This window comes from Mesorhizobium sp. M0051 (assembly GCF_040323235.1).
Classification (GTDB): Bacteria; Pseudomonadota; Alphaproteobacteria; order Rhizobiales; family Rhizobiaceae; genus Mesorhizobium.
Map to the genome: position 1 here is coordinate 53,998 of NZ_JAMYUT010000025.1, position 22,135 is coordinate 76,132.

Below are 22,135 nucleotides of genomic sequence, written 5' to 3' on the forward strand. Positions count from 1 at the left end.
ACAGCCTGCTTTTAAAATCGGGGACTTATCGAGTGACAAACGTCTTTCCTTCAAACTTAGCGTTCGGCATCTTCGATCATCTGGACGAGGATGGCCGCGACATCGGTCGGCAATACGAAGATCGCCTGATGTTAGCAGAGGCGTGCGATCAGCTGGGGTTCTATGCCTATCATCTCGCAGAACACCACTGTACTCCCCATGGGAGAGGTCCATCGCCGAATCTGTTCTTATCGAGCGTCGCCCAGCGCACCCGGCGCTTGCGTCTCGGACCCTTGGTGATGCTGCTTGCGCTTTATCATCCGCTGCGTGCGTTCGAAGAGATCTGTATGCTGGACCAGTTGAGCGGTGGCAGGCTCGAACTGGGCATAGGGCGCGGTGCTCTCCCGATCGAATTGGGCTACTTCGGGATCGGTGCGGACGCGGTGCCGGGCCGTTATGCCGAAGCCAGCGAAATCCTCATGGAAATACTTGTTAATCCGATGAAGGTCGGCACGCTATGCTATCAAGGCCGCCATTTTGATCTCAACGACGTTCCTTTGACGCTAAGACCTCATCAGCGTCCACATCCGCCGACATGGGTCGCTGCCAATCGACCCGAGTCCGCAGCTTGGGCGGCTGCGAATGGAACAAATATCGCGTGTGTAGGACCCTCCTCTTCTGTTCGCAAAACTACTGATGCGTTCCGCGCCTATCGAGAGGACAACGCTGGCGCGGGGGATCAGGCGCAATTTATCGGACTGCTCCGCATGGTCGTGGTTGGGCGTTGTGACACACATGCCTATTCGCTCGCGGCACCTGCTTACGAACGCTGGCTCAAGAGCTTCCAATTCCTTTACGAGCTTAACGCTATCCCCACTCCACCAAACCTGCCGCTGACCTTCGATGCGGCAGTCGAGAGTGAATTGTGCGTGGTAGGATCAGCAGAATCTGTGCGAAAAGCTCTGTTAGGTCAGTTGGAAGTGGCAGGTGCCAACTACCTGCTTTGTCAACTGGCATTTGGAAATCTGCCACTAGATGCTTCCCTGTACACCGCGACGACCATTCAATCCGAAATCATGGCTCGATTTGGCTGACCATGAAATTCGCAGTCTGAGGTTGAATCGTTGTACAGCGCTCCCTCACATCCACGTGCTCTAGCGTGCACGTGGTGGGGACGGGGAATCGGGAGGGAGGCCAAACTGACGACGAGCCGGCGGCACAGAATACCAGGTTTGTGCGTTGGCTGGCGTCTGGGCCATCTTGTGAACCTGCATGATCCTAAGGAGAGATGGCCGAGCGCGTCACGATGCAGGCACGCGTCTGCTCGTCGCGCTCGCGCTACCCGTCGCCATAGCCCGCCGCAGAGGTTCTTCTCGCCTGGGGCGGCGTCGGTGCGGCGCCTCCAGCTTCATCAGCGGCCCGGCGGTAGCAAAGCCGCCACTCGCTACGGCGCTGTTGAGGGCGCGCTCGCGAGCGGCTTTGCTACCCCCAGCCACCACCAGGAGCGAGCTCGCCCGATGATGGGGGTGCACTGCGGTCGGGATACGATGCTGGAGGAAATCGTTCGCAGCCGGTCTTCACGAACTGCGAGGAGTGCTTGTCCTTGAATGCTGCCTGCTAGCCGTCTGCGGTGGCCTGAGTGGTCCGCCGACACGCCCGAAAGTCAACGCCACTACCACAAGGCCGCCAAAAACTCAGGTCTGGGAGCCAACTTGGACGGTGGTCTCGTGTTCGGGAATGTCGTCGAAGGAGGCGTAGTTGAGATAGTAGAGTTTGGAATACAGGCCGCCCATAGCTATTAGCTCATCGTGGTTGCCAGTCGCAACAACTTGGCCATTCTGAAGCACGATGATGCGGTCGGCCCCCCGGATCGTGGCGAGACGGTGGGCGATCACGAGGCCAGTCCGCCCTTCAAGCAGCTTGATCAGAGCCTTCTGAATCTGCAATTCCGTGTAGCTGTCGATGTTGGCGGTCGCTTCGTCGAGCACGAGGATCTTGGCGTCAGCGACGAGGGCGCGGGCGAAACTGATAAGCTGGCGCTGGCCGAGAGATAAGTTGTCGCCGCGTTCGCCAAGTTGGGTCTCATACCCGTCGGCGAGGCTCATGACGAAGTCATGCGCGCCGACCGCCTTCGCCGCCTCGATCACCTTGTCGCGCGTGGCGTCCGTCTTCTGGTATCGAATGTTCTCGAAGACCGTCCCGGTGAACAGGAATGGCTCCTGCAGCACCATGGCGACCTGGCGGCCGAGCGATTCCTGGGTGAGGTCGCGCACATCATGCCCGCCGACCAGCACCTGACCCTGCTGAACATCATAGAAGCGGTGGACCAGGGCCATCGCACTCGATTTGCCAGAACCGCTCGGTCCGACCAGTGCGACCGTCTCGCCGGGATTGACCCTGAAGGAGACATTTTTCAGAACCGAACGGTTCGGATCGTAGCCGAAGGTGACGTGCCTAAACTCGACCGAGCCGTCCATTTCGGGCGAAAGCACCTCGGCATTGGGTTTGTCCTGAACATCGATCTTGACGTCGAGCACATCGGTCAGGCGCTTGCCTGAGGCCATGGCGCGCTGCATGATCGAATATTGCAGGGTGAGTGAGCGGATCGGGTCAAAGAAGCGCTGGATGTAAAACAGGTAGGCTACCAACACGCCCACATCTACACGGCTATTCACGACCATCGAGCCGCCAACCACAATAACGGCGGCCAAGGCGAGGCCGGTGAGGCCATCGACGATAGGCACCATGACCAGTGCATATCTGGCAGCGATCAGTTGGGTCCTGAGGTTGGCATGGGCCCGGTCGTCGAAAAGAATGAAATTCACCTGCTGGCGATCCATCGACTGTATGGTCCGCACGCCGTGAATGGCTTCGGCCAGCGCGCCATTGACGACGGAATTGGTTTCGTGTGCAGCCATGAAGGCGTCGCGGGCGCGCGGCAGCCAGACAATGCGGACGATCACCAGGATCGGCAGAACCGACAGCGTCAGGAGGCCGAGGCGAAAGTCGAGCCACAGCATTACGAATACGATGCCGAAGAGAAGTGCAACATCGCCTAGGGAATATACCGAGGTTTCCAGGAACTCCTGTATGGAGTTAACGTCCCCTTGCAGGCGCGACATCAGGCGTCCGACCTCAGTCTTGTCCATGAAAGAGAGCGAAACCTTTTGCAGATGGCCAAACATGGCGCGGCGGATGTCGAACAGGACAGTTTCGGCAATTTTCCCATCCAAGGTTTCCTGCATGTAACCGGCGGCGAAATTGACCAAAATCGCCGAAAGGAACGCGCCGACGGCCGCAAGCTGGGCTGAGCGATCGCTCCCTGCCGGGTTCATGCCGTTGTCGATCGCGTAGCGGATGATCAAGGGGATGAGAAGCTGCGTCCCGGTGAAGATCAGCATCGCGACAATCGTGACAACTACCTTTGCCCGATAGGGATGGACGAAGCCCCAGATCCGGCGGAGGATGCTCTTGTCGAAAGCCCGGCCGAACATCTCCTCCTCGATCCGGTGCGAGCCGACGACCGCGCGCGGAGGGCGTCTGCCGTCGTCACGTTCGGCTTCGAGTTCGCCGGGGCCTTGGTCCATCAGCGGGCGCCCCCATACTGGGTCATATGATATCACCTGGGCGCGTCTGGAGATCGTAAAGGGCTTTGTAGCGTCCCCGCTTCGCCAGAAGCTCTTCATGCTTGCCGCGTTCTACGATTTCGCCGTTATCCACAAAAAGGATCTGATCGGCATGCATAAGCGCACTCAGCCGGTGCGCGATGATGATCGTCACCCGATCCTTGGCGAAGCGCCGCGTCGCCGCGCGAATGCGCTGCTCGGTGCCGGCATCGATCGCGGCCATCGAGTCGTCGAAAACGACGACAGAGGGGCGCAGCATCATGGTGCGGGCAATCGTGAGACGCTGGCGCTGGCCGCCAGAGAGAGAGACGCCGCGTTCTCCCACGACCGTCTCATACCCTGCTGGGAGCCCTAGAATGTAGTCGTGGAGCTGGGCGAATTCGCCAGCGTGTTCAATTCGCTGTCTCTTCGCCCAGGGGTCGCCATAAGCGATGTTGTTCTCGATCGTGGTGGTGAATAGGAACGCATCCTGCTGTACAACGGCAACCGCCTTGCGAAGGCTCTCGAGGGTGACATTGCGTATATCCTGGCCGTCCAACGTGATGGCGCCACCGGTCACGTCGTAAAAGCGGGGGATCAGATGAGCCATCGTCGATTTGCCGGAACCCTGCGGACCGACGATCGCGATCGTCTCGCCTCTCCGGGCCTCAAAGCTGAGGTTCTTCAGAATGGCGCGGTTTTCGACATTGGGGTACGCAAATGAGACATTGTGGAAGCGCAGAGTGCCGACGCTTATCTCAAGCGGTCTGGCCTCGAGAGCATCCCTGATCGTGATCTCCTGATCGAGGAGACCGAAAAGCCGCGAACCGCAGCTGGAAGCGCGGGCAAAGGCATTGACCATCAGGCCGATCTGGCGGACTGGCATTTGCAGGATGGTCATGAAGGTCAGGAAGGTCGCCATCGTTCCGACGCTGATCTCGCCAGCGACGAGCTTGTTGCCACCGATCCAAAGCACCAATCCCATTGCGAAAAAGAAGGACAAGGTCATCGCCGACGTGCTGGGTACGTAGATGTCAACGAGATCCTTGGCGAGGCCGAGCGCGGTCTTGGAAGCGCGGTCGAACTTCAGCATCTCATAGGATTGAGCCGCAAAAGCGCGGACCACGCGGATGCCTGCGAGATTTTCCTTCATCACGCGGCTTAGTACCGAAAGGCGCTCATAGAGGTCGAGCCAGGTGGCGCGCAGCCTAAGCTGTGTGGTCGATGAGCGCCAGGCGACAAAAGGCACGAAGCTCAGCGCGACCAGGCCGAGCATGGGATCGGTCGAGATCATCATGTAGGCGCCGATCCCGATCAGCATGGTGAGCAGGACCACGCGAACGAGCGCGGTGGAAAAATACATCCGCACGCCTTGGAGATCGAGCATTCCGATGGTGATCAGATCGCCTGAATGGACCCGGTCGTGAAAGGAAAAGCTGAGACGCTGGATCTTGTCGTAGTAGGCGAGCCGCAGTTCGTACGCGACATGATGCCCGACGGCTTCGGCAAAATAGTTCTGCGCCATCGTGAAAAGGCCGCGTAGCGCGCTGACGGCGAGCAGCAGGAGAGCCGGGGTCCAGAGCGCTTGTCCTGCCGCGCTCCCGGCGACACCGCCCCCGATGGCTGTCTGGGCCTGGTCGACAGCCCGGCCGAGAAGCTGGGGAATGAGCAACTGGAGGATTGCCGCCATGATCGTCGAGCCCATAGCGAAGGCGACTTGCCAGGGATGCCGAAAATTCATACGCGTTATGCGCAACAGCGTACTCAAATCCCGGCCCCAGCGGGCCGCTTCAACATGGGTCAACGAATTCAGAGCGTTCGTTGCGCTGCCGACAGCATCACTGTTCACGGGTGTATTCCCGACTGCATTTTGCGCCTTCGAGGAAAGCCGAAGGACGCATCATCAAAGGCGACCGCCATTTAATCCCGTCCTCAACCTGCAGCCGTGCCCGTTCCCAGAAGCCGAGCCGCCGCTTGACTAAGTGGCATGTCGATCACCGTGATTCCGCTTGCCGCAAGGAAACGCGCTTCGTTTCTGGTCAGGGTTTCCGCGTCCATTACAGTGCAGTAGGGACCGCAGGAGCGCTTCATGATCTGTCTGGCGTAGGTGCGCAGCATCTGATCGTTGAAGCGGCAGCCAACGAAGAAAAATCCACGGGTGATGCGCCGTTCCTTCACCACGTCTGGGATCGGTGTCTGGATATCAATTTCGGTCAGGACTTCGACATAGTCGGAATCTGCGACGAGAAAGTTTTGCGAGGGCCTACTACTCCCGTGAGGTGCATAGAGGACCGTCTTTGCCCCCGATCGAGCGTCGAGCTCCCTCCCGGACAAATCGTAGGTTTTCGTCCAAATGTTGCCGATTTCGTTCGCCCGCGTGACGCCTTGTATCTCAACGACGTCCGTTCGGCCGGTCTCCACGAGAGCCGTGCGCATCGCGCTGTCATACCAGCTGTCGATGATGAGGGAGAGCGGCAGCCTTGCGAGCCAGGCGTGGAGGAGGGTTGGCCTCACCGGCGCTGCGAATATCTCGGTCATCCAAGCTTGAAGCGTCCGGCGATGCCGGCGCTGTTCGATGAACTGCGCAACCGACCACATATTGGTGCGGATCCTGGAAGGGGCGGGCGCCCGTGCATTGAGTGCCGCGGCAACGACCTCCGGAGTATGCGGCACTGGTGGTTCCGCACAGTTCAACCCAAGAAGACCCGGACCGAGATAGGGGATCACCTCATCGGCGGCGAGCGCTTCCTTCGCCAAGTCAAGCAGCTTATCGGCAAAACTGTCCCGCACGATGACGAGGTGGTCCGATGTCAGGATCGTGTTCATGCTCGTTTCCTCGCGACGCACCTAGGGGCAGCATCAGTCCTCTTCGGAAACCTTCCTTGCCTCGACAGTGATCGGCAGACGCGTATCCCGTGGAAGATCGGGTAGGAGGAGCCGCCACCCGTTCCTGAGCGTGACCGTTCCGCCCCACAACTCTTCCTTCTCGAGCTTGATGATCGGCTCTTCGAGGTCTTTTTTGGGGACATACGCCGACAAGCCAGCATCGGTCCTGCGGATCATGACTTTCATCTGGCCGTCCCTTCATTGGAATTGCTTTCAGCACTGCAGAACGCCTCGGCTTTGTCGAGGCTCATCAGTTCACGCGCTCGCATGCCGACGACGGTGCCACGGTCGATCCACTCGACCGCATAGATGAAGAACTGCTGGAGAAAGGTGCCGATGTCACGCACATATCCCTCATCGCCCTTCCGCACGAGATTTTCGCCGATCTCCCTGCCAGGATAGGTGCCGTCATTCTTTATGTGGCGAGTAGCACGTACCCGCTCTCCCGGCATGAATCGTGGCGGCCTGCGGATTTCGATCTCCTCTTCGCGTCTGAGCGACATGTCCGTTCCCTGATTTCTCTTGCGGCTGCAGGTTGTGAACAAGGCGTTCCAGGCGTCCTGCGTAGGCAGCCCCAACCATGTCGGCCATGTGGTCACGCAGGAACGCAGGTCTTCGGCACCGGGCATACCGAGGCACATTGCTGCGCATCGAAGACCCCCTCGCATTCGGTGCACTTCTGTGACTCGATCACGTAGCTCTCGCCTTTGAACTTGATCGCGCCGGAAGGACATTCGAATTCGCAGGCGCCGCATTGGGTGCATTGGGATGCGATGATCTTGAAAGCCATTTTAACTCCTGGTCCGAATGAATGAGACAGCTCAGGCCGTCGCCGCGAGTGCGGGAGTTCCAGATGCGGCGGCGCAAATCGCACTGATTGCGGTCTCGATATAGTCATGGGCATAAGCATCGGTCGCTTGTATTCCAGCCTCCGCGAGGTGATCCTGCGGGCAATTTCCAATCTTGGCGCACAGCACGATGTCTACGCCTTCCAGCGCTGCGATGACGCCATCGAGGGTGGCCTCTGCGCTCCGGCCGCCGAGACAATACTGCTCGACCTTGCGATGCCCGACAAAGCTGATGCCTCTCGGCGAGGCTTCGTAAACCTGGAATTCCTTCGCATGGCCGAAATGTTCGTTGACGCGGCCGCCGCCCTTGGTCGCCACCGCGAAGAGGACGGATTTGCCGGGCCTCGCTGCCTTGACCAATCCGATCGCTTCACTTCTGGCCGCCACGTGATCACGGCGCTCCTGCGCGACCAGCTCCCGATAGGCGTTACGCTTGCTGGCATCGTAGGTGACCTCGCCGGGAATCCGGTCGGCCGTGAATTCTTGGCCACGATCCTCGCCAAGCATGCCGACGGCATCTGCCCGGCACTGCCGGCAGTGGCGCATCAACTGGGCGCCGCCTTCGACACGATCCTGAAGAGCTTTCATCTCCATTGCGTTTGGGCCGCGCTGCCCGCTCAGTCCGTAATGCGTGCCGTGTCCCGGGTCCGAAATCAGCGGCATGAGGTTGTGCAGGAACGCGCCTCGCTCCTTGACCCATCTATTCACCTCGATCAGATGCTTATCGTTCACGCCAGGAATCATCACCGAATTGATTTTGGTGAGGATGCCGCGCGCGGTCAGCATCTCCAGGCCCAACATCTGCCGCTCGTGCAGGATCCGGGCGGCTTCGATGCCGACGTAGCGGCGATGGTCGTAAAAGATCCAAGGATAGATCTTTGCACCAATCTCAGGGTCGACCATGTTGATGGTGATCGTCACGTGATCGACATTCATGTCAGCAAGCTCATCGACACGGTCCGGCAGCGCGAGCCCATTCGTGGAGATGCAAAACTTGATGTCTGGGATTTCCCTGGCGACCCTGGCGAAGGTCGCCTTCGTCTTCTTCCAGTCGTAGCAGGCGTCGCCCGGTCCGGCGATGCCGAGCACGGAGAGCTGCGGCACCTCGTTGGCGACCGCGATCACCTTGCGTAGCGCCTGGTCGGGCGTCAGCCTTTCGGAGGCCACCCCAGGCCGGCTTTCGTTGGCGCAGTCATATTTGCGATTGCAGTAGTTGCACTGGATGTTGCAGCCCGGCGCGACCGCGACGTGCATGCGCGCAAAATAGTGATGCGCCTCTTCTGAAAAGCAGGGGTGATCCTTGATCTTCTCCCAGACAGCCGGATCCGTGTCGTCGGGCTTTGTCGACGAGCCGCAGGACGAAGACGCGCAGCCCCCGGGTTTCATGGTGCCAAGCAACTGGTCACCGAATGTCGTGCTGAGGCTCTCAAGCGAAATTGCCGGTGCAGACATGAACGGCTCCGTTGCTGCGTGATGTCGCAGTTCAAAGCGCAAGAGCTATGCCAGCTCAAAGAGCTGTTTCGGTTCACGAATAGGCTTGTCGTGTCAGATTCCTTCGGATTGCTCCGACACACCTTTGTCGGGCTTACGACAGTGGACAAGCAAATAGGGTCGCGAGGCTAGCAGCCTCGGGCGCGCAGAGTGTGAGCGAGACCACTCCGGGCTGCTTACGGTTGACGTCATCACGACGTCTAGAATTTCTTCACCACGATACCATGCCGACGCAGGGCGTAGCCGACTTGCCGCGGCGTGAGGCCGAGGATACGAGCCGCCCTGGCCTGAACCCAACCGGCCTTGTCCATCGCGTCGATCACCCGGTCGCGTTCCGCCAGACGCGGGGGACAAGCGGGATCGTTCGGATCGCCGGCCGTAAGGGGAGATATCTTGCCTGCGGAGGCACCGATGCAACTGGCCGGCAGCCGCAATCCGACCGGCACTGCGTTGACCCGTGCGAGATCGTCGATGGCATTGCCGCCATTCGAGCGGTCGGCTCGCTTCCAGAGGAGCCAGGAAAGGCACTGGCCCTTTTTACAGGCGAAATCGGATGGAGTGATCGTCCTTGAGCGCGCAAGTGTGGCCGTCCTTTGGACGCAGTTCTCCAGCTCGCGGACGTTACCAGGGAAGTAACATTGCGAGATCAGGTCAAGCGCCGGCGCCGCGAAGGCTAGTGCGCGATCGTTCTCCTTGTTGAACCGGTTGAGGAAGGCGTTCGCAAGGCGTGGAATATCGCCGGGTCGCTCTCTGAGCGGCGGCAGGATAATTGGCACGACATTAATGCGGTAATAAAGGTCGGCCCTGAACTCCCCTTTTATGACGGCCGTCTCGAGGTCCTTGTTGGTGGCGCATATGAGGCGCACGTCGACCTGTAGCGTTTTGTTGCCGCCGACTCGCTCCAACTCGCCTTCCTGCAAGACACGCAACAGCTTGGCTTGAAAGGCCGGCGAAATCTCGCCGATTTCGTCAAGTAGCAGCGTTCCCTCATTTGCCAATTCAAAACGACCGGCGCGCTGGGAGATAGCACCCGTGAAAGCGCCCTTTTCATGCCCAAACAGTTCTGACTCCAGAACGCTTTCAGACAGTGCGGCGCAGTTCAATTTGACGAAAGACTTCTTCCTCCGACGTGAGAGCTTATGGATGGCCTGCGCAAAGAATTCCTTGCCGGTGCCGCTTTCACCCCGCAGAAGCACGGTGGAATTGGTCCCTGCTACGACCGAGACGGTTTCGAGCACCTGCTTGAGTGCGGGGCTTTCCCCGATGATCCCGTCGATTTTGGCATCCGCATGCCGGGCAGGGCCGTAGGTCCTCCCCTCGTTGGGCGATTTCTCCGGTCCCGATTGCTCATGGCCACACCGCTGACGATCTGTACTCAGGGCGCGATGGAGGCGGATGGTCCGGCCGACAAGGTTGGCGACCATCGTCAGGAAATAAATGTCCTCGTCGTCGCGAAAGTCGGTGGCGCCGTCTCCGGCGCGGTCGATCGACAATGTCCCAAGGATCTTATGATCAGCCTTTAGCGGGATACCGATAAAGGCAATTGGGATGGTTCCGATGCTCGAAGACGTTTGAAGGTCAGCCTGAAATAGTTGGGACTTGCGCACGTCCGGTATGAAGAGCAGCGTCCCCGTAGCGACGATTTGATCTGTTACGGCCTGTGGTATGACGCGGCGAGTGCCTGAATGACGTACGTGGGTATTGCCGGCAGTCGCGGCAATCTCCAGCTCTCCTTCAGCGTCCAGGACGACGATTGCTCCGTGACGCATCTGCAGAAATGAAGGCAGGACGTTCACGACATTGGCGAGCGTAAACTCCAGCTCGCTGGGGGCGGTCAGCACCTTCGATATCTCGTAGAGTCCTCTGAGCGCGATATCTGATTGGGGCATGCTTTTGATGGGCGGTTCAGGGCGGGTCTCCCGAGGTCCAACCTCGTCGACCCGATCTTGCGGTCCGTGGGTCATGGAAACACCTCAGGGGTTGTGGTCCAGAGTGCTCCTCCTTTTTTATCTGAATTCTGAAAGCACAGTATTCACGAGCTTCTCTTCGTCAAAGCGACGATCGAAGCAACGAAGATAGACTTGGCGTTGGGCGAGACCTAAACTGTATCAAGATCAACCCTCTTAATACGTGCGTGCGTCGGTCATCCGAATTTGAAGAGGACTCCGAAACCGCCGCGTGGATAGTTCCACTCGATCTCGCCACTGGTCTCACACAAAATCCGGCAGGTGCCGCACTCCATGCAGCCGTCAGCAGTGATCTCCACTTGACCTTTGTCGTTCAACTCATAACATTTCGCCGGGCAGACGTGGGTAAGCGCGAGCAAGTTCGCGCTTGGCCTCTCGTGCGGTCGCACTTTGATATGCGGACGGCCGGAATCCACCAAGTAGCGGTTCTGGTAAAGCTTGTCCTCGACACGTGACTTTGTCACTGCGATCGTCATTTCGTCTCCCTTCAGCGCCACGCCAATGCAAGGCGGACCGCGTCGCTGAGCAGCCCCCAACGCGAGCGCGCCTTGATGAAGGCCGCCGTGGTCGCCTTTTCCTTCTCGATCTTCGGCGTGCCGTCGACACGCATGAAGTTCTGCGCGGCTTGCGACATCAACCGCGGATAAGTTGTGAAGTAATTGCAGGAATTGGTGTGGAGCAAGGCCGGCATATCTTTGTATTTCTTTAGGTCCTTGACCACGAAGGACTTGTCCAGCATGGCTTTGTAAAGAGCGAGATTTCGTTTGGTCATAGGAGCGTTGCGGCTGTTGACCTCGATGATTGCCTCAGCCGCGATGCGGCCGGAGGTCATGGCGAGGTTCGAACCCTCGCGGTGAATGGCGTTGTTCAGTTGCGCGGCATCGCCGACCACGACCCAACCATCGCCAAAGAGCTGCGGAATAGCCTTGTAGCCGCCTTCGGGAATGAGGTGTGCGGAATATTCTTTCACTTCCGAGCCGGCGATCAGCGGCCGGATCGAAGGATGGCTCTTTAAGGCGTCGAGGAGAACGTAGGGGCTCTCGACCATCGCGGCGAAATCGGAGACGAGGCAGCCAATGCCCAGTGAGATCGACTCCTTGTTGGTGTAGAGGAAGCCGAGCCCGGCCATGCTGCGGGAGGTCGTGCCCACCGCCTCGATCACGCAGCCTTCATCGCCCTTGACGCCGAACCGCTGCTCAATGACCTCTTCGGGCAGGAAATGCATTTCCTTAACGGCGAGCGCCACGGTTTGTGGCTTCGGCATCTGCCGCAGGCCGGCTCGCGTGCCAAGCAGTCCGCAGACACCTTCTGCGAGAACGACCACGTCCGCGTAGATGGCTCCGCCGGCCCGGTCTGTGCGCACGCCAATCACCCTGTCCTTGGCGTCACGGATGAGCTCCGTCACGGTCGTCTCGCACAGAACCGTCGCGCCGGCCTCGCGCACCTTACGCGAAAACCATTTGTCGAACTGGGCACGGATGATTGTGTATCGGTTGGGCTTGGCCTCATTGAAGTCGTCCGACCGATAGTGAATCCCGGTATGGGATGTGTCGTCCATCACCCAAAGCCGCTGTTCAACCAAATGCCGCTCGAGAGGCGCATCGTCCCTGAAATCCGGGATGATCTTCTCCAGCATGTTCGCGTACATGATGGCACCTTGGACATTCTTGGAGCCCGGATATTCACCGCGCTCCAACTGCAGCACCTTTAGGCCATGGCTGGCCATGGTGTAAGCAGCTGCGTTTCCGGACATGCCTGCCCCAACAACAATGGCGTCGAAGTTTTCCTCGATCATGTCCGTCCCTTAGCTCGCAAGCTTATCGCGACTGTGGGGCGACAGCCGCCGGGTGAAGGCTTCCGTCAGTGCAGGCAGGAAGCGGATCGCGTCGGTGACGATTCCGAGGTGAGCGAAATCGAAAATCGGCGCGTTCGGGTCGGTATTGATGGCCACGATGAGATCCGCCCCCTCGACGCCAACCCGATGCTGGACGGCGCCGGAAATCCCGGCCGCTATGTAAAGCTTCGGCCGGATGGTCTTGCCAGTCTGGCCGATCTGCCGATCAGCTGGCATCCAGCTCTTCTGGACCAACGGGCGCGAACAGCCATGCTCGGCGCCGATTGCTCGCGCGAGGTTCTTCACAAGCTGCAGGTTCTCCGCCGCGCCAAGACCAAGGCCTCCCGCAACCACGACGTCGGCATAGGCAAGGTTTGCCTTTGCCGACTGATTGTCCGGCAGGAAGCCGAGGACTTTGGTAGCGATCTCGTCCTCGGCAAGCGAGAGCTTGTGCCGGATGACACGCCCGACCGGTTTATCCGTCCGCTGCGGCATGGGCATGACCCTTGGCCGCACTGTCGCCATCTGAGGGCGGAAATTGAGCGTATAGATCGTGCACAACAAGGAACCGCCGAAAGTCGGACGCGTGGCGGCGAGCGAACTGTCGGTATCCACATCGAGTTCGGTGCAGTCGGCCGTGAGCCCTGTCTGCAAGGTCGTCGCCACGGAGCCGGCAAGATCCCTGCCGAGTGTGGTGGCACCGAGAAGAAGGATTTCGGGTTTGTGGGTATCGACCAGATCCGTCATCGCCTTGGTGAAAGGCTCGTTCCGATAGTCGGCGAGCAGGGGCGCCTCGGCGATGTAGACAAGGTCAGCACCATAAGCGAATGCTTCGGCAACGGCGTTCCCGACGGCCTCTCCCGGCGGTCCGAGCACGACGCCTGCAAGCTGGACCTGAAGCTTGTCTGCTAATTTGCGGCCTTCGCCGAGCAGTTCGAATGATACGGGATGGACCTGGCCGCGTTCGAGCTCGATGAAAACCCAGACGTGCCGGTAGTCCTTGAAATGGGCGGGCAGCTCCTTCTTTATGCCGGCGCGGCCGGCGGCAGGGCGAGGGGTTTCTCGGTTCGCGGTCGACATCGTTTTACTCCTTGCCGTCACGCGCCGCCGTTGAAGGCGAGCTCATGTTCCAGCGCCGGCTGGCGGGTGAAGATTGCGGTGATGAGTTCGTCAGCGACATCGCGCAAGGCCTTCTCGGCGGTGTCGATTAGTGCCGCCTTTTCAGCTCGCGCAGCAGGGGCGAAAACACGCTTGACGACCGTCGGTGAGCCGCGCAGGCCGCATTTGGTGAGATCCTCGATGCCGGCGTCGGCCGCGCTCCATTTCAAGACCTGGCTGCGCGCGGCGCACAAGGCGTCGTGGATCGAGCCCCGGCGGATCTCGTTTGTGCCTTCTAGCATGGTGATGAGACAAGGCAGCCTGCTCTTCAGCATCTGTGTGCCGCCTTCGGAGCGGCGCTCGACCTTGATCTCGCCTGCAGCAAGGTCAATAGAGGGGATCTTCGCGACATAGGTCAGTTGCAGGAGTCCGAGGCGCTTGGCGATGCCGGGCCCGACCTGGGCGGTGTCGCCATCGATCGTCTGCTTGCCGGTGAAGACGAGGTCTGGCGTGCCGAACGTCTCGCCGACCTTCGCGATTGCCTGGGAAAGGGCGAACGAGGTCGCCAGCGTGTCGGAGCCGGCAAAATAGCGGTCGGTCAAGAGCACCGCTCGGTCGGCGCCGTAGCCGAGCGCCTTGCGCAGCGCGTCCTCTGCCATGGGCGGACCCATGGTGAGCACAGTGACTTGCCCGCCATAGGCATCGCGCAGTCTGAGCGCTTCTTCGAGGGCGAACAGGTCGTAAGGGTTGATGATGGTCGGAACACCCTGGCGCATGATTGTGTTCGTCACCGGATGGACCCTTATCTGTGCCGAGTCCGGCACCTGCTTGATGCAGATTACGATGTGCATTGGCGGTTTCTCTAGGCTCCTGTCCGGGTGCGGGCATTGCGGTTATCTCCTTGATCCGCATAATTCGTGCCAAGTCTCTTGCGCTGCCCCCTTCCTACAACTTCGGCTGGTTGCTTCTGACGGCGCTGTGGTGATGACCGGATTTGTCGGCTGCTCGACATTGTCGCGTCGCAACCCTTGTCGCCGCTCATTCCCGTCCGAACCGCTTCAGCACCGAGTCGAACGGGACAAAGGTGTGACCCGGCGCGGCAGGTTTGTTCGGATCGTGGTCTTTGAGCACCTTGAAGACCCGATGCGTGAGCGGCGAGGAAATCGCAAAGTCCTCGTAAGCGCGTTCGAGCGTCGCGCGCACCCTCGCGGCAATCACCTGGTCGGGCAGACCGGAGAAATCTTCTTCGGCAAGGTATTGGCCCACGCGCTTCATTATATGGAGCCGCGAGACATTCAGCACCTTGGGGTCATAGGAGACGCCAAGGACTGAGAAGAACTCCTCCGCGGCCGACAGGCGCTTCAGTCGTGCGAGGATGTCTGTGACATCGATGGGGCGGCTGTCAGCGGAACAATTCATTGCATTCTCCCTGGTCGCAAAACTGTGGCCTTTGCGCGCGCGCGCACGGCTGACCTGGACCCGCACAGCTCGAAGAGGGACGCCTCGCTGCACATTTTATCGTAGAGCTCGACCAGTTGAGTTGCAGTGAGCGTCGATTTGGTCTCGGCCGCCTCGCGCCGGACGCGGGCCACCATCGCGGCTGCCAGATCCGGGTCGAGATCGCGACCGCTTTCGCTCAGCACATGGGCAATCGCAGTGGCGCCGGAATGCTTGCCGATGACGATCCGCCGGCAGCGGCCCACCAGAGCCGGATCAAGCCCCTGATAAGTACGCGAGTCCTTCAGCAGCCCTGCGACGTGAATGCCGGATTCGTGGGTGAAAACATCGGCGCCGACGACCGGCTTAGTGGCCGCGGTCTGCCGGCGGGCGGCCCAGGCCACCTCGGCGGCGAGGCCGGGCAATGCGGTCAGCTCGATGCCGGTATCTGCGCCGCCGAAGACCGCCATCGCGGCGGCCACCTCTTCCAGCGCGGCATTGCCCGCACGCTCGCCGAGCCCCAGGACGGTGACGGAGGCATGGCGCGCGCCTGCGCGGATCGCGGCTAGCGTGTTGGCGCCAGCAAGTCCGAGATCGTTGTGCGCATGAAATTCAAGGTCGATTGGAGACTGCACCACGAGCTGGGCGACAAGTTCGAAGGTCGAAAACGGGTCGAGAACACCGACTGTGTCGGCTAGCCTGACGCGGCTTGCGCCGGCGCGTGCGGCCGTCTCGATGACGCGGGCGAGATGATCCCGATTGGCCCGCGAGGCATCCTCGCAGCCCACCGCGACGAAGAAGCCGGCGGCGGCGGCGCGCCTGACCATATGATCGATGACCTGGAGCGCTCCCGCCTTGTCGAGGCCGAGCTTGGCGGCAAGTTGGATGTCCGACGCAGGCAGCGACAAATTGACGGCTTGGACGCCGCTCTCGATCGCTGCATCGAGATCCAACGACGTCATCCGGCACCAGGCCATGAGGCGAACCGGAAGACGCCTCGCTACCACGGCGCGAATTGTTTCGATCTCGTCGACGCCCATGACCGGCGTGCCGATCTCGATCTCTGTCACGCCGGCCGCCGCAAGAGACTCAGCGATCTCCAGCTTTTCCGTCGTGGTAAAGGCTACGCCCGGCGCCTGCTCGCCATCGCGCAAGGTCGTATCGTTGAGAGAGACATGACGGGTCATGACCGGCAGCCTATTCTTCTGCCGCTCACGCATAGACCGGATTACCCGGCCCAGAACCGAAAAAGCTGCGCAGCTTCCCCACGATTGCCGGCATGACCTCGAGCACCCGGTCGATATCCTCTTCGCTGTTGTCCCGCGCCAAGGAGAAGCGGACTGCCGCGTGCGGCGTTTTCATCGCGCTTAGGACATGGCTTGGTTCCAGAGAGCCGGAGGTGCAGGCCGAGCCAGAGGAACACGCGATGCCAATGCGGCTGAGGAGAAGTGGAATTCCATCACTGTCGACATGTTCGAAGGAGATGTTCGCGGTGTTGGGCAACCGTTGCAGGGGATCACCAGTGACACAGGTGCTTGGGATGCGCTGGAGGATCCCGCCCTCCAGGCGATCGCGGAGCGACTTTACCCGTGTGGTCTCGTCGTCCATGAATTTCAAGGCGAGTTCGGCCGCCGTGCCGAGCCCGGCTATGCCGGGCGTATTCTCGGTGCCAGCACGCCGGTTGTGTTCTTGGTGACCCCCCTTGATCAGCGAATGGAAATTGACGCCACGTTTTACGAAAAGCGCGCCGATCCCTTTCGGCCCGTGCAGCTTGTGGCCGGAGAGCGACAGCATGTCGATTGCGGTCGACTTCAGGTCCATCGGAAGCTTGCCGACCGCCTGCACAGCATCGGTATGGAATAGGGCGCCCACTTCCTTGGCCAACTCGGCAAGCCTGGCCACGGGGAAGATCACACCAGTCTCGTTGTTCGCCCACATTATTGATACGATTGCCACCTGTGGTGTGAGGGCGGCCATATAGGCGTCGAGGTCGAGCCGGCCACGACAATCCACCGGGATCCTGTGCACCTTGACGCGGCGGGTCTTCTCAAGATGCGCGCAGAGCGTCAGCACGGCGGGATGCTCGACCGCGGACGTAACGATCTCGGTTCGGTTGGGCGCCGCCTCGAGCGCTGAAAGAAGCGCTGCATTGTCGCTTTCTGTCCCACCCGAGGTGAAGGTGATCTCATCGTCGAACTCCGCGCCGATCAGCGCTTGCAACTGCCTCCGCGCCTTTGTCACCGCCGCATTGACTGAGGCGCCAAGAGCGTGCGCCGACGAAGGGTTGGCGAATTGATCCCTAAAGAACGGCAACATCGCTTGCAGGACCGCAGGATCGACCCGTGTGGTTGCGTTGTTGTCGAGGTAGACAGGCTTCATAGGTGCGATCCTCAGTTGACCAGAATGACGCGGCGCGGACCGACTCGTTGAGCCTCTGGCGCATGCCGTTGATGATAATGGGCCTGAACTGGCAGCCCGCGCAGACGCCCGGAGTGTTTGACGCAGACCGGATCTCCGTCGAGATGGACATGTTCGCAGTGGCCGCCGTCAGCCCGCAGGTAAGGACGGCCCGAACGCGATAAGGTCTTCGATGAGCCGAATTTGGCACAGCAGCGCGATCTGTCCGCAAGCAGCTCGGGTGACACCAGGACCCGAGCTGTTTCGGGAGGCGGCGTTCTTTGCACCCTACCGGAAGCGAATGGCGGTCCCGAGATCCGTTTTCCTTGTTCTTTAGGACGGGGACATCTGTCGTGCCGGCCATATAAGTCTCCTCTGCCGCAAAATCAGTCTGTCGGCCGCACAGGCGCTTCGGGCGTTTAACTGAACGACTTGCCGCAGCCGCACTTCTCGCGCGCATTGGGGTTATCGAAGACAAAGCCGGAAGATTCGAGCCCGGTGAGGAAGTCAACGGTCATGCCGGCGACATGTGGTTGGGAACCCGCGTCCACGAACAGCTTGATCCCATTTGTGCCAGTGATCGCGTCGCCCTCGCGCGACACGCTCTCCAGGCCCATTAAGTATTTGAAGCCGGCGCAGCCGCCGCTCTCGACCATGATGCGAAAGCCTTCCGCCGGCTCGCTGGCGCGGGAAAGAGCAGTCTTGAAGGCGGCAACAGCTTTGTCGGTGAGCGTAATCATGGCTCCATTCTCCTCAGTCCGGGACCTGCTTGCGCATCACGTTGCATGCACCGTGCCAAAGCGAAGAAACGTTTCAACACAGCGCGGCATCTCTGACACTGCCGTGCTTCTTGTGAGTGCATTGCTGCGAAGCTGTCGGCCAACCGACACGTACTGTCGGGTTTGTCGGGATCGCCACGAGGGATGTTGGGCCTGAGTTCTTGGTTGAACTCACATCAGCAAATACAGAACCGTCTTCTGAGCTTGCTTCGGCGCAATTGGCACGGTTTTTGAAGCTCCGTTTAGGCGAGGCGGCAAGAGTATGCCGATCCACAATCATGCCGTGGGTGCCCTCGCGATGGATGGGGCGAAGCAAGGGGGCAACATGTCAGGACCGGGTCAGATACGCCTTGTTTGGCAAAGCAGCGCCGCCCGTGGCATCCGAATGCCCGCCTGGCCGATTGCGACAACACCCATACTCGCTCACCACCGCCCAGTAGCCGCCGACAGGCTCGATGCGATGCTGCCATCGGCATGTGCATGCTCGCCGGTTTTCGCGCGGGTGCGACGCCGTGCGCACGCTGTCCAGCGACACTTTGTTCATGGGCCAGCAGCAGATCAGGGGCGAGCATTACGGCCGCCTTATCGGCTGAAGATTCCCAGGCAGGGCAGCTGATCTTCACACGTAGGTGGAAGCAGGGGTAAGACATGGACCAGCGCGAGAAACCGTCGCCCGACGAAATCCGGCGGGCGTGCAAAGACAATCCGAAAATCCGGGAGCATGATCTCGCCGCTCGATTGGGCATTTCGGAAGCCGAATTGGTCGCGGCGCATTGTGGTCACGGCGCGGTGCGCATCGAGCCGCGCGTCGATGATCTGCTGACGGGCCTCGAAGCGGTCGGCGAGGTGATGGCGCTCACCCGCAACGAAAGTGCCGTGCACCAAAAGATCGGCGTCTACGACAAAGTGGTCACCGGCAACCAGCATGCCATGGTGCTCGGCGACGACATCGACCTGCGCATCTTCCCGAAAGCGTGGGCGTATGGCTTCGCCTTCGAGAAGCGCGAGGGAGCCGAGATCCGCCGCAGCCTGCAATTCTTTGATGCCGCCGGCGAGGCGATGCACAAAGTACATCTCAGGCCCGCCTCGAACCTGCACGCCTATCAGGATCTGACGGCAGAGCTCGTATCCTACGACCAGGAGCCGATCATATCGGTCGAAGCGGGCGGTGCGCGCGATAACGCAGTGAGTCCAGACCAAGCCGCCACGGCCGACGACCTACGCGAGCACTGGAGCCGGCTGAGCGACGTGCATCAGTTCTACCATATGTTGAAGACACTGAAGCTCAGCCGCTGCCAGGCAATGCGTATGGCCGACGAAGATTACGCTTGGCTGCTCGACAATGATGCCGTTGGCGCCCTGTTCCAACAGGCGGCCGAAGACGAGATGCCTATCATGTGCTTTGTCGGCAATCGTGGTTGCATCCAGATCCATTCCGGCCCGATCAAGTCGGTCAAGCAGATCGGGCCGCGGATCAATGTGCTCGACGAGACTTTCCATCTGCATCTGAGGACCCATCACATCCGCGAGGTCTGGGCCGTGCGCAAGCCGACGAGGGACGGTCACGTCACGTCCATTGAAGCCTATGGCGCCGACGGCAAGATGATCATCCAGTTCTTCGGCACGCGCAAGGAAGGCGAACGCGAGCGCAGCGACTGGCGGTTTCTGGCCGAGAGTCTGCCACGCATTCCCGGTCCGGGCGACAGGGATGTATAGAGTGTGCCGACAGGCCCTCGGATTGAACCGGCCGCTATAGGACTCGGCACCACGTTCCGACAGCGGCTCGCGAGGAAATTTAGGTCCACGTGCGATAGTGCTTGCCGTCGTAGCGCATACGCACGGTTAGGTGTGCGCGCCGGAATTGACCGCGTCGATAAAGGCAGGCTCGTCGTCGTCCGGACCGGTGCGCACGACTGCATCGCCGTCTGACGGAAATCCTTGCAGCGGCTACAACAACGCATATGCCATCAGCGCCGAACCGAAGCGGAAGCGCCGCCGGGTCTTATCGGACCGCACCCGAACCGTGCGCTGGATTGCGTCGTTACTCAATCCAGGCCGTGCGAGCGATCTTCTCGCCCGTCACCGGAAGGCAGTGCAGCAGCAGCCAGGCCGAACAGGCCGATGTCGCGGACTCGAAACCGACCGTGGATGTCGGTTGTCGGACGCTGTCCTGAGAATGGTGGACAGGTGATCATCAACTTAGTGGCGGCGGGCCCAGTGCTGGCTGGCGTCGCTTGGCGCAGGCTAGGGGTAGGCCTATCCGGCACGCGACTTGCTTCGATAATTTGGTCAGCGGGGCGTCAGCAGTGCGTCACGGAGCTCAGCGGTGATTGACCACCTCTCAACCCTATCGGGGATAAGCGGCGGCTTTGCTTCATGACCGCAGCGCAGCGGAGATGCCTTTTGATTGACTTCGCAACCGATCTCATCCGCACTGGCAGTGGGCTGATCGGGCGACAGAATCTCGAAGGCGCCCGACACGAGACGCACCCATGCTGGATATCTTTATGAACAGCGGTGCAATCTCGATCGAGCCATGAACGCCAACGTAGAGAAAGCAAAATGGCAACCAACCCCGTTCCAAATCATGTCCCGCCCGAAATGGTGAGGGATTTCAGCCTGTTTACATCGCCAGGGATGCCACCAACACTCAACGGGGATCCACACGCAGCTGTCGCTCGCGTACATGAGGGGCCTCCGATCTTTTACTCCCGCTACAACACGCAAGATGGCCGGGGTACCTGGGTCATCACCCGTGCCGCGGACCAGCGGAAGGTGCTGCAGGACGCAGAGACTTTTTCCAGCCATCGCAGCATCTTCTCCTCCATACTGGGTGAAAACTGGCCGACGATCCCGCTTGAGCTCGATCCACCGGCCCATGGCGTCTTTCGCTCACTGCTCAATCCGCTGCTTTCGCCAAAGCGGGTGTTGGCTTTGGAACCGGCTGTCCGCGAACGGGCGGTCGAGCTGATCGAAAGGATCGCCGCGTCGGGCACAAGCTGCGACGTGATGAAGGATTTTGCATTTCCTTTCGCGGTGAGCATCTTTCTTCGCTTTCTGGGGTTGCCCGATGACCGACTCGATACATTCGTCGGCTGGGGAAAAGATCTGCTCCACGGCGACGATAAGGAACGACCTATGGCTGCCCGAACGATCGTGGCATTCATCGACGAACTTGCAGCCATGCGCCGCCAGGAGGCGGTTGACGATTTCATGACCTTCATCGTGCAGGCACAGGTCGAGGGCCGCCGGCTGACGGACACCCAAGTCCGCGGCATCGGCGTGCTTGTCTTCGTCGCTGGGCTCGACACGGTCGCAGCAGCTATAGGCTTTGACTTGGCCTACCTCGCGCGCAACCTCAAAGATCAGCAATTGCTGCGGAGCGAACCGGACCGCATCCCGCTCGCAACCGAAGAATTGCTGCGGGCCTATCCGCCCATTCAGTTGATCCGCGTGGCCACGAAGGATATCGACTTCGAAGGCGCGCCGATCCGGAAGGGGGACTATGTTTCCTGCGCCACCATGATTGCCAATCGTGACCCGGCGGAATTCGAATGCCCCAACACGATCGATTTGGAGCGGGAGGACAACCGCCACGCCGCCTTTGGTTATGGTCCCCACCGTTGCCTTGGCTCACACCTTGCCCGGCGGGAGATTGTCATTGGCCTGGAGGAGTGGCTGGCGCGCATCCCGGCTTTCAGGATCAAGCAGGGTACGGCACCGATAACCTCTGGCGGCCATGTGTTCGGGATCGAGAATTTGATCCTAGACTGGTCCTAGGCCCGCCCCGAGCCGGGGCACCGACAATGGAGGC

19 protein-coding genes are annotated in these 22,135 nt (G+C 60.3%); 3 read left to right on the forward strand and 16 right to left on the reverse strand.

What is annotated here, in order from left to right; all coding sequences use genetic code 11:
* The first annotated feature begins 32 nt into the window (after positions 1-32).
* Entirely contained in the window at positions 33-1,073 is a 1,041-nt protein-coding gene (locus tag NKJ90_RS23455; RefSeq protein ID WP_352486886.1) for an LLM class flavin-dependent oxidoreductase, read from the forward strand.
* A gap of 600 nt (positions 1,074-1,673) precedes the next feature.
* Here NKJ90_RS23455 and NKJ90_RS23460 read toward each other — a convergent pair.
* The 16 genes from NKJ90_RS23460 to NKJ90_RS23535 all read right to left on the reverse strand — a co-directional run bounded on the left by NKJ90_RS23460 (position 1,674) and on the right by NKJ90_RS23535 (position 18,282).
* Positions 1,674-3,566: an ABC transporter ATP-binding protein gene (locus NKJ90_RS23460; protein WP_352486888.1), complete on the reverse strand. Its 1,893-nt coding sequence runs from the start codon at positions 3,564-3,566 to the stop codon at positions 1,674-1,676.
* Positions 3,567-3,588: 22 nt separating this feature from the next.
* Positions 3,589-5,433 (reverse strand): ABC transporter ATP-binding protein, encoded by a 1,845-nt coding sequence (locus tag NKJ90_RS23465; protein ID WP_352486889.1) that lies wholly within the window; start codon positions 5,431-5,433, stop codon positions 3,589-3,591.
* Between the two features lie 83 nt (positions 5,434-5,516).
* A complete protein-coding gene (locus NKJ90_RS23470; protein ID WP_352486890.1) occupies positions 5,517-6,410 on the reverse strand; it encodes an SIR2 family NAD-dependent protein deacylase in 894 nt (297 codons plus the stop codon).
* A gap of 33 nt (positions 6,411-6,443) precedes the next feature.
* On the reverse strand, positions 6,444-6,656 hold the full coding sequence (nifT, locus tag NKJ90_RS23475) for a putative nitrogen fixation protein NifT (RefSeq protein ID WP_023678250.1): 213 nt from the start codon (positions 6,654-6,656) through the stop codon (positions 6,444-6,446).
* The gene (locus tag NKJ90_RS23480) at positions 6,653-6,973 is read right to left on the reverse strand and encodes a nitrogen fixation protein NifZ (protein ID WP_023784680.1); all 321 of its coding nucleotides are present in this window, start codon (positions 6,971-6,973) and stop codon (positions 6,653-6,655) included. Before NKJ90_RS23480 ends, nifT begins: the two co-directional genes overlap by 4 nt.
* Positions 6,974-7,065: 92 nt before the next feature.
* A complete protein-coding gene (locus NKJ90_RS23485; protein WP_023672218.1) occupies positions 7,066-7,260 on the reverse strand; it encodes a 4Fe-4S dicluster domain-containing protein in 195 nt (64 codons plus the stop codon).
* Between the two features lie 31 nt (positions 7,261-7,291).
* Positions 7,292-8,770, reverse strand: coding sequence for a nitrogenase cofactor biosynthesis protein NifB (gene nifB, locus NKJ90_RS23490; protein ID WP_352486892.1), 1,479 nt, complete (start codon positions 8,768-8,770; stop codon positions 7,292-7,294).
* 239 nt (positions 8,771-9,009) lie between these two features.
* Positions 9,010-10,773, reverse strand: coding sequence for a nif-specific transcriptional activator NifA (gene nifA / locus NKJ90_RS23495; protein ID WP_502904934.1), 1,764 nt, complete (start codon positions 10,771-10,773; stop codon positions 9,010-9,012).
* Between the two features lie 179 nt (positions 10,774-10,952).
* A complete protein-coding gene (locus NKJ90_RS23500; RefSeq protein ID WP_023678245.1) occupies positions 10,953-11,252 on the reverse strand; it encodes a ferredoxin family protein in 300 nt (99 codons plus the stop codon).
* An 11-nt stretch (positions 11,253-11,263) separates the two neighbouring features.
* A complete protein-coding gene (locus NKJ90_RS23505) occupies positions 11,264-12,571 on the reverse strand; it encodes an FAD-binding protein (protein WP_023766901.1) in 1,308 nt (435 codons plus the stop codon).
* Between the two features lie 9 nt (positions 12,572-12,580).
* Positions 12,581-13,690: an electron transfer flavoprotein subunit alpha/FixB family protein gene (locus tag NKJ90_RS23510; protein ID WP_023766900.1), complete on the reverse strand. Its 1,110-nt coding sequence runs from the start codon at positions 13,688-13,690 to the stop codon at positions 12,581-12,583.
* Positions 13,691-13,707: 17 nt separating this feature from the next.
* On the reverse strand, positions 13,708-14,559 hold the full coding sequence (locus NKJ90_RS23515; RefSeq protein ID WP_352486893.1) for an electron transfer flavoprotein subunit beta/FixA family protein: 852 nt from the start codon (positions 14,557-14,559) through the stop codon (positions 13,708-13,710).
* Between the two features lie 187 nt (positions 14,560-14,746).
* Positions 14,747-15,127, reverse strand: coding sequence for a nitrogenase stabilizing/protective protein NifW (nifW, locus tag NKJ90_RS23520; protein ID WP_023736300.1), 381 nt, complete (start codon positions 15,125-15,127; stop codon positions 14,747-14,749).
* A complete protein-coding gene (nifV, locus tag NKJ90_RS23525; protein ID WP_352486894.1) occupies positions 15,124-16,332 on the reverse strand; it encodes a homocitrate synthase in 1,209 nt (402 codons plus the stop codon). Before nifV ends, nifW begins: the two co-directional genes overlap by 4 nt.
* A 25-nt stretch (positions 16,333-16,357) precedes the next feature.
* Positions 16,358-17,524 (reverse strand): cysteine desulfurase NifS, encoded by a 1,167-nt coding sequence (gene nifS / locus NKJ90_RS23530; protein ID WP_352486895.1) that lies wholly within the window; start codon positions 17,522-17,524, stop codon positions 16,358-16,360.
* Positions 17,525-17,961: 437 nt separating this feature from the next.
* On the reverse strand, positions 17,962-18,282 hold the full coding sequence (locus tag NKJ90_RS23535; RefSeq protein ID WP_352486896.1) for an iron-sulfur cluster assembly accessory protein: 321 nt from the start codon (positions 18,280-18,282) through the stop codon (positions 17,962-17,964).
* A gap of 687 nt (positions 18,283-18,969) precedes the next feature.
* On the opposite strand from NKJ90_RS23535, the gene NKJ90_RS23540 reads away from it, so the two are divergent.
* Complete coding sequence (locus tag NKJ90_RS23540) at positions 18,970-20,037, forward strand: hemin-degrading factor (RefSeq protein WP_352486897.1); 1,068 nt, start codon at positions 18,970-18,972, stop codon at positions 20,035-20,037.
* 846 nt (positions 20,038-20,883) lie between these two features.
* Entirely contained in the window at positions 20,884-22,101 is a 1,218-nt protein-coding gene (locus NKJ90_RS23545; protein ID WP_352486898.1) for a cytochrome P450, read from the forward strand.
* The last annotated feature ends 34 nt before the right edge of the window (positions 22,102-22,135 follow it).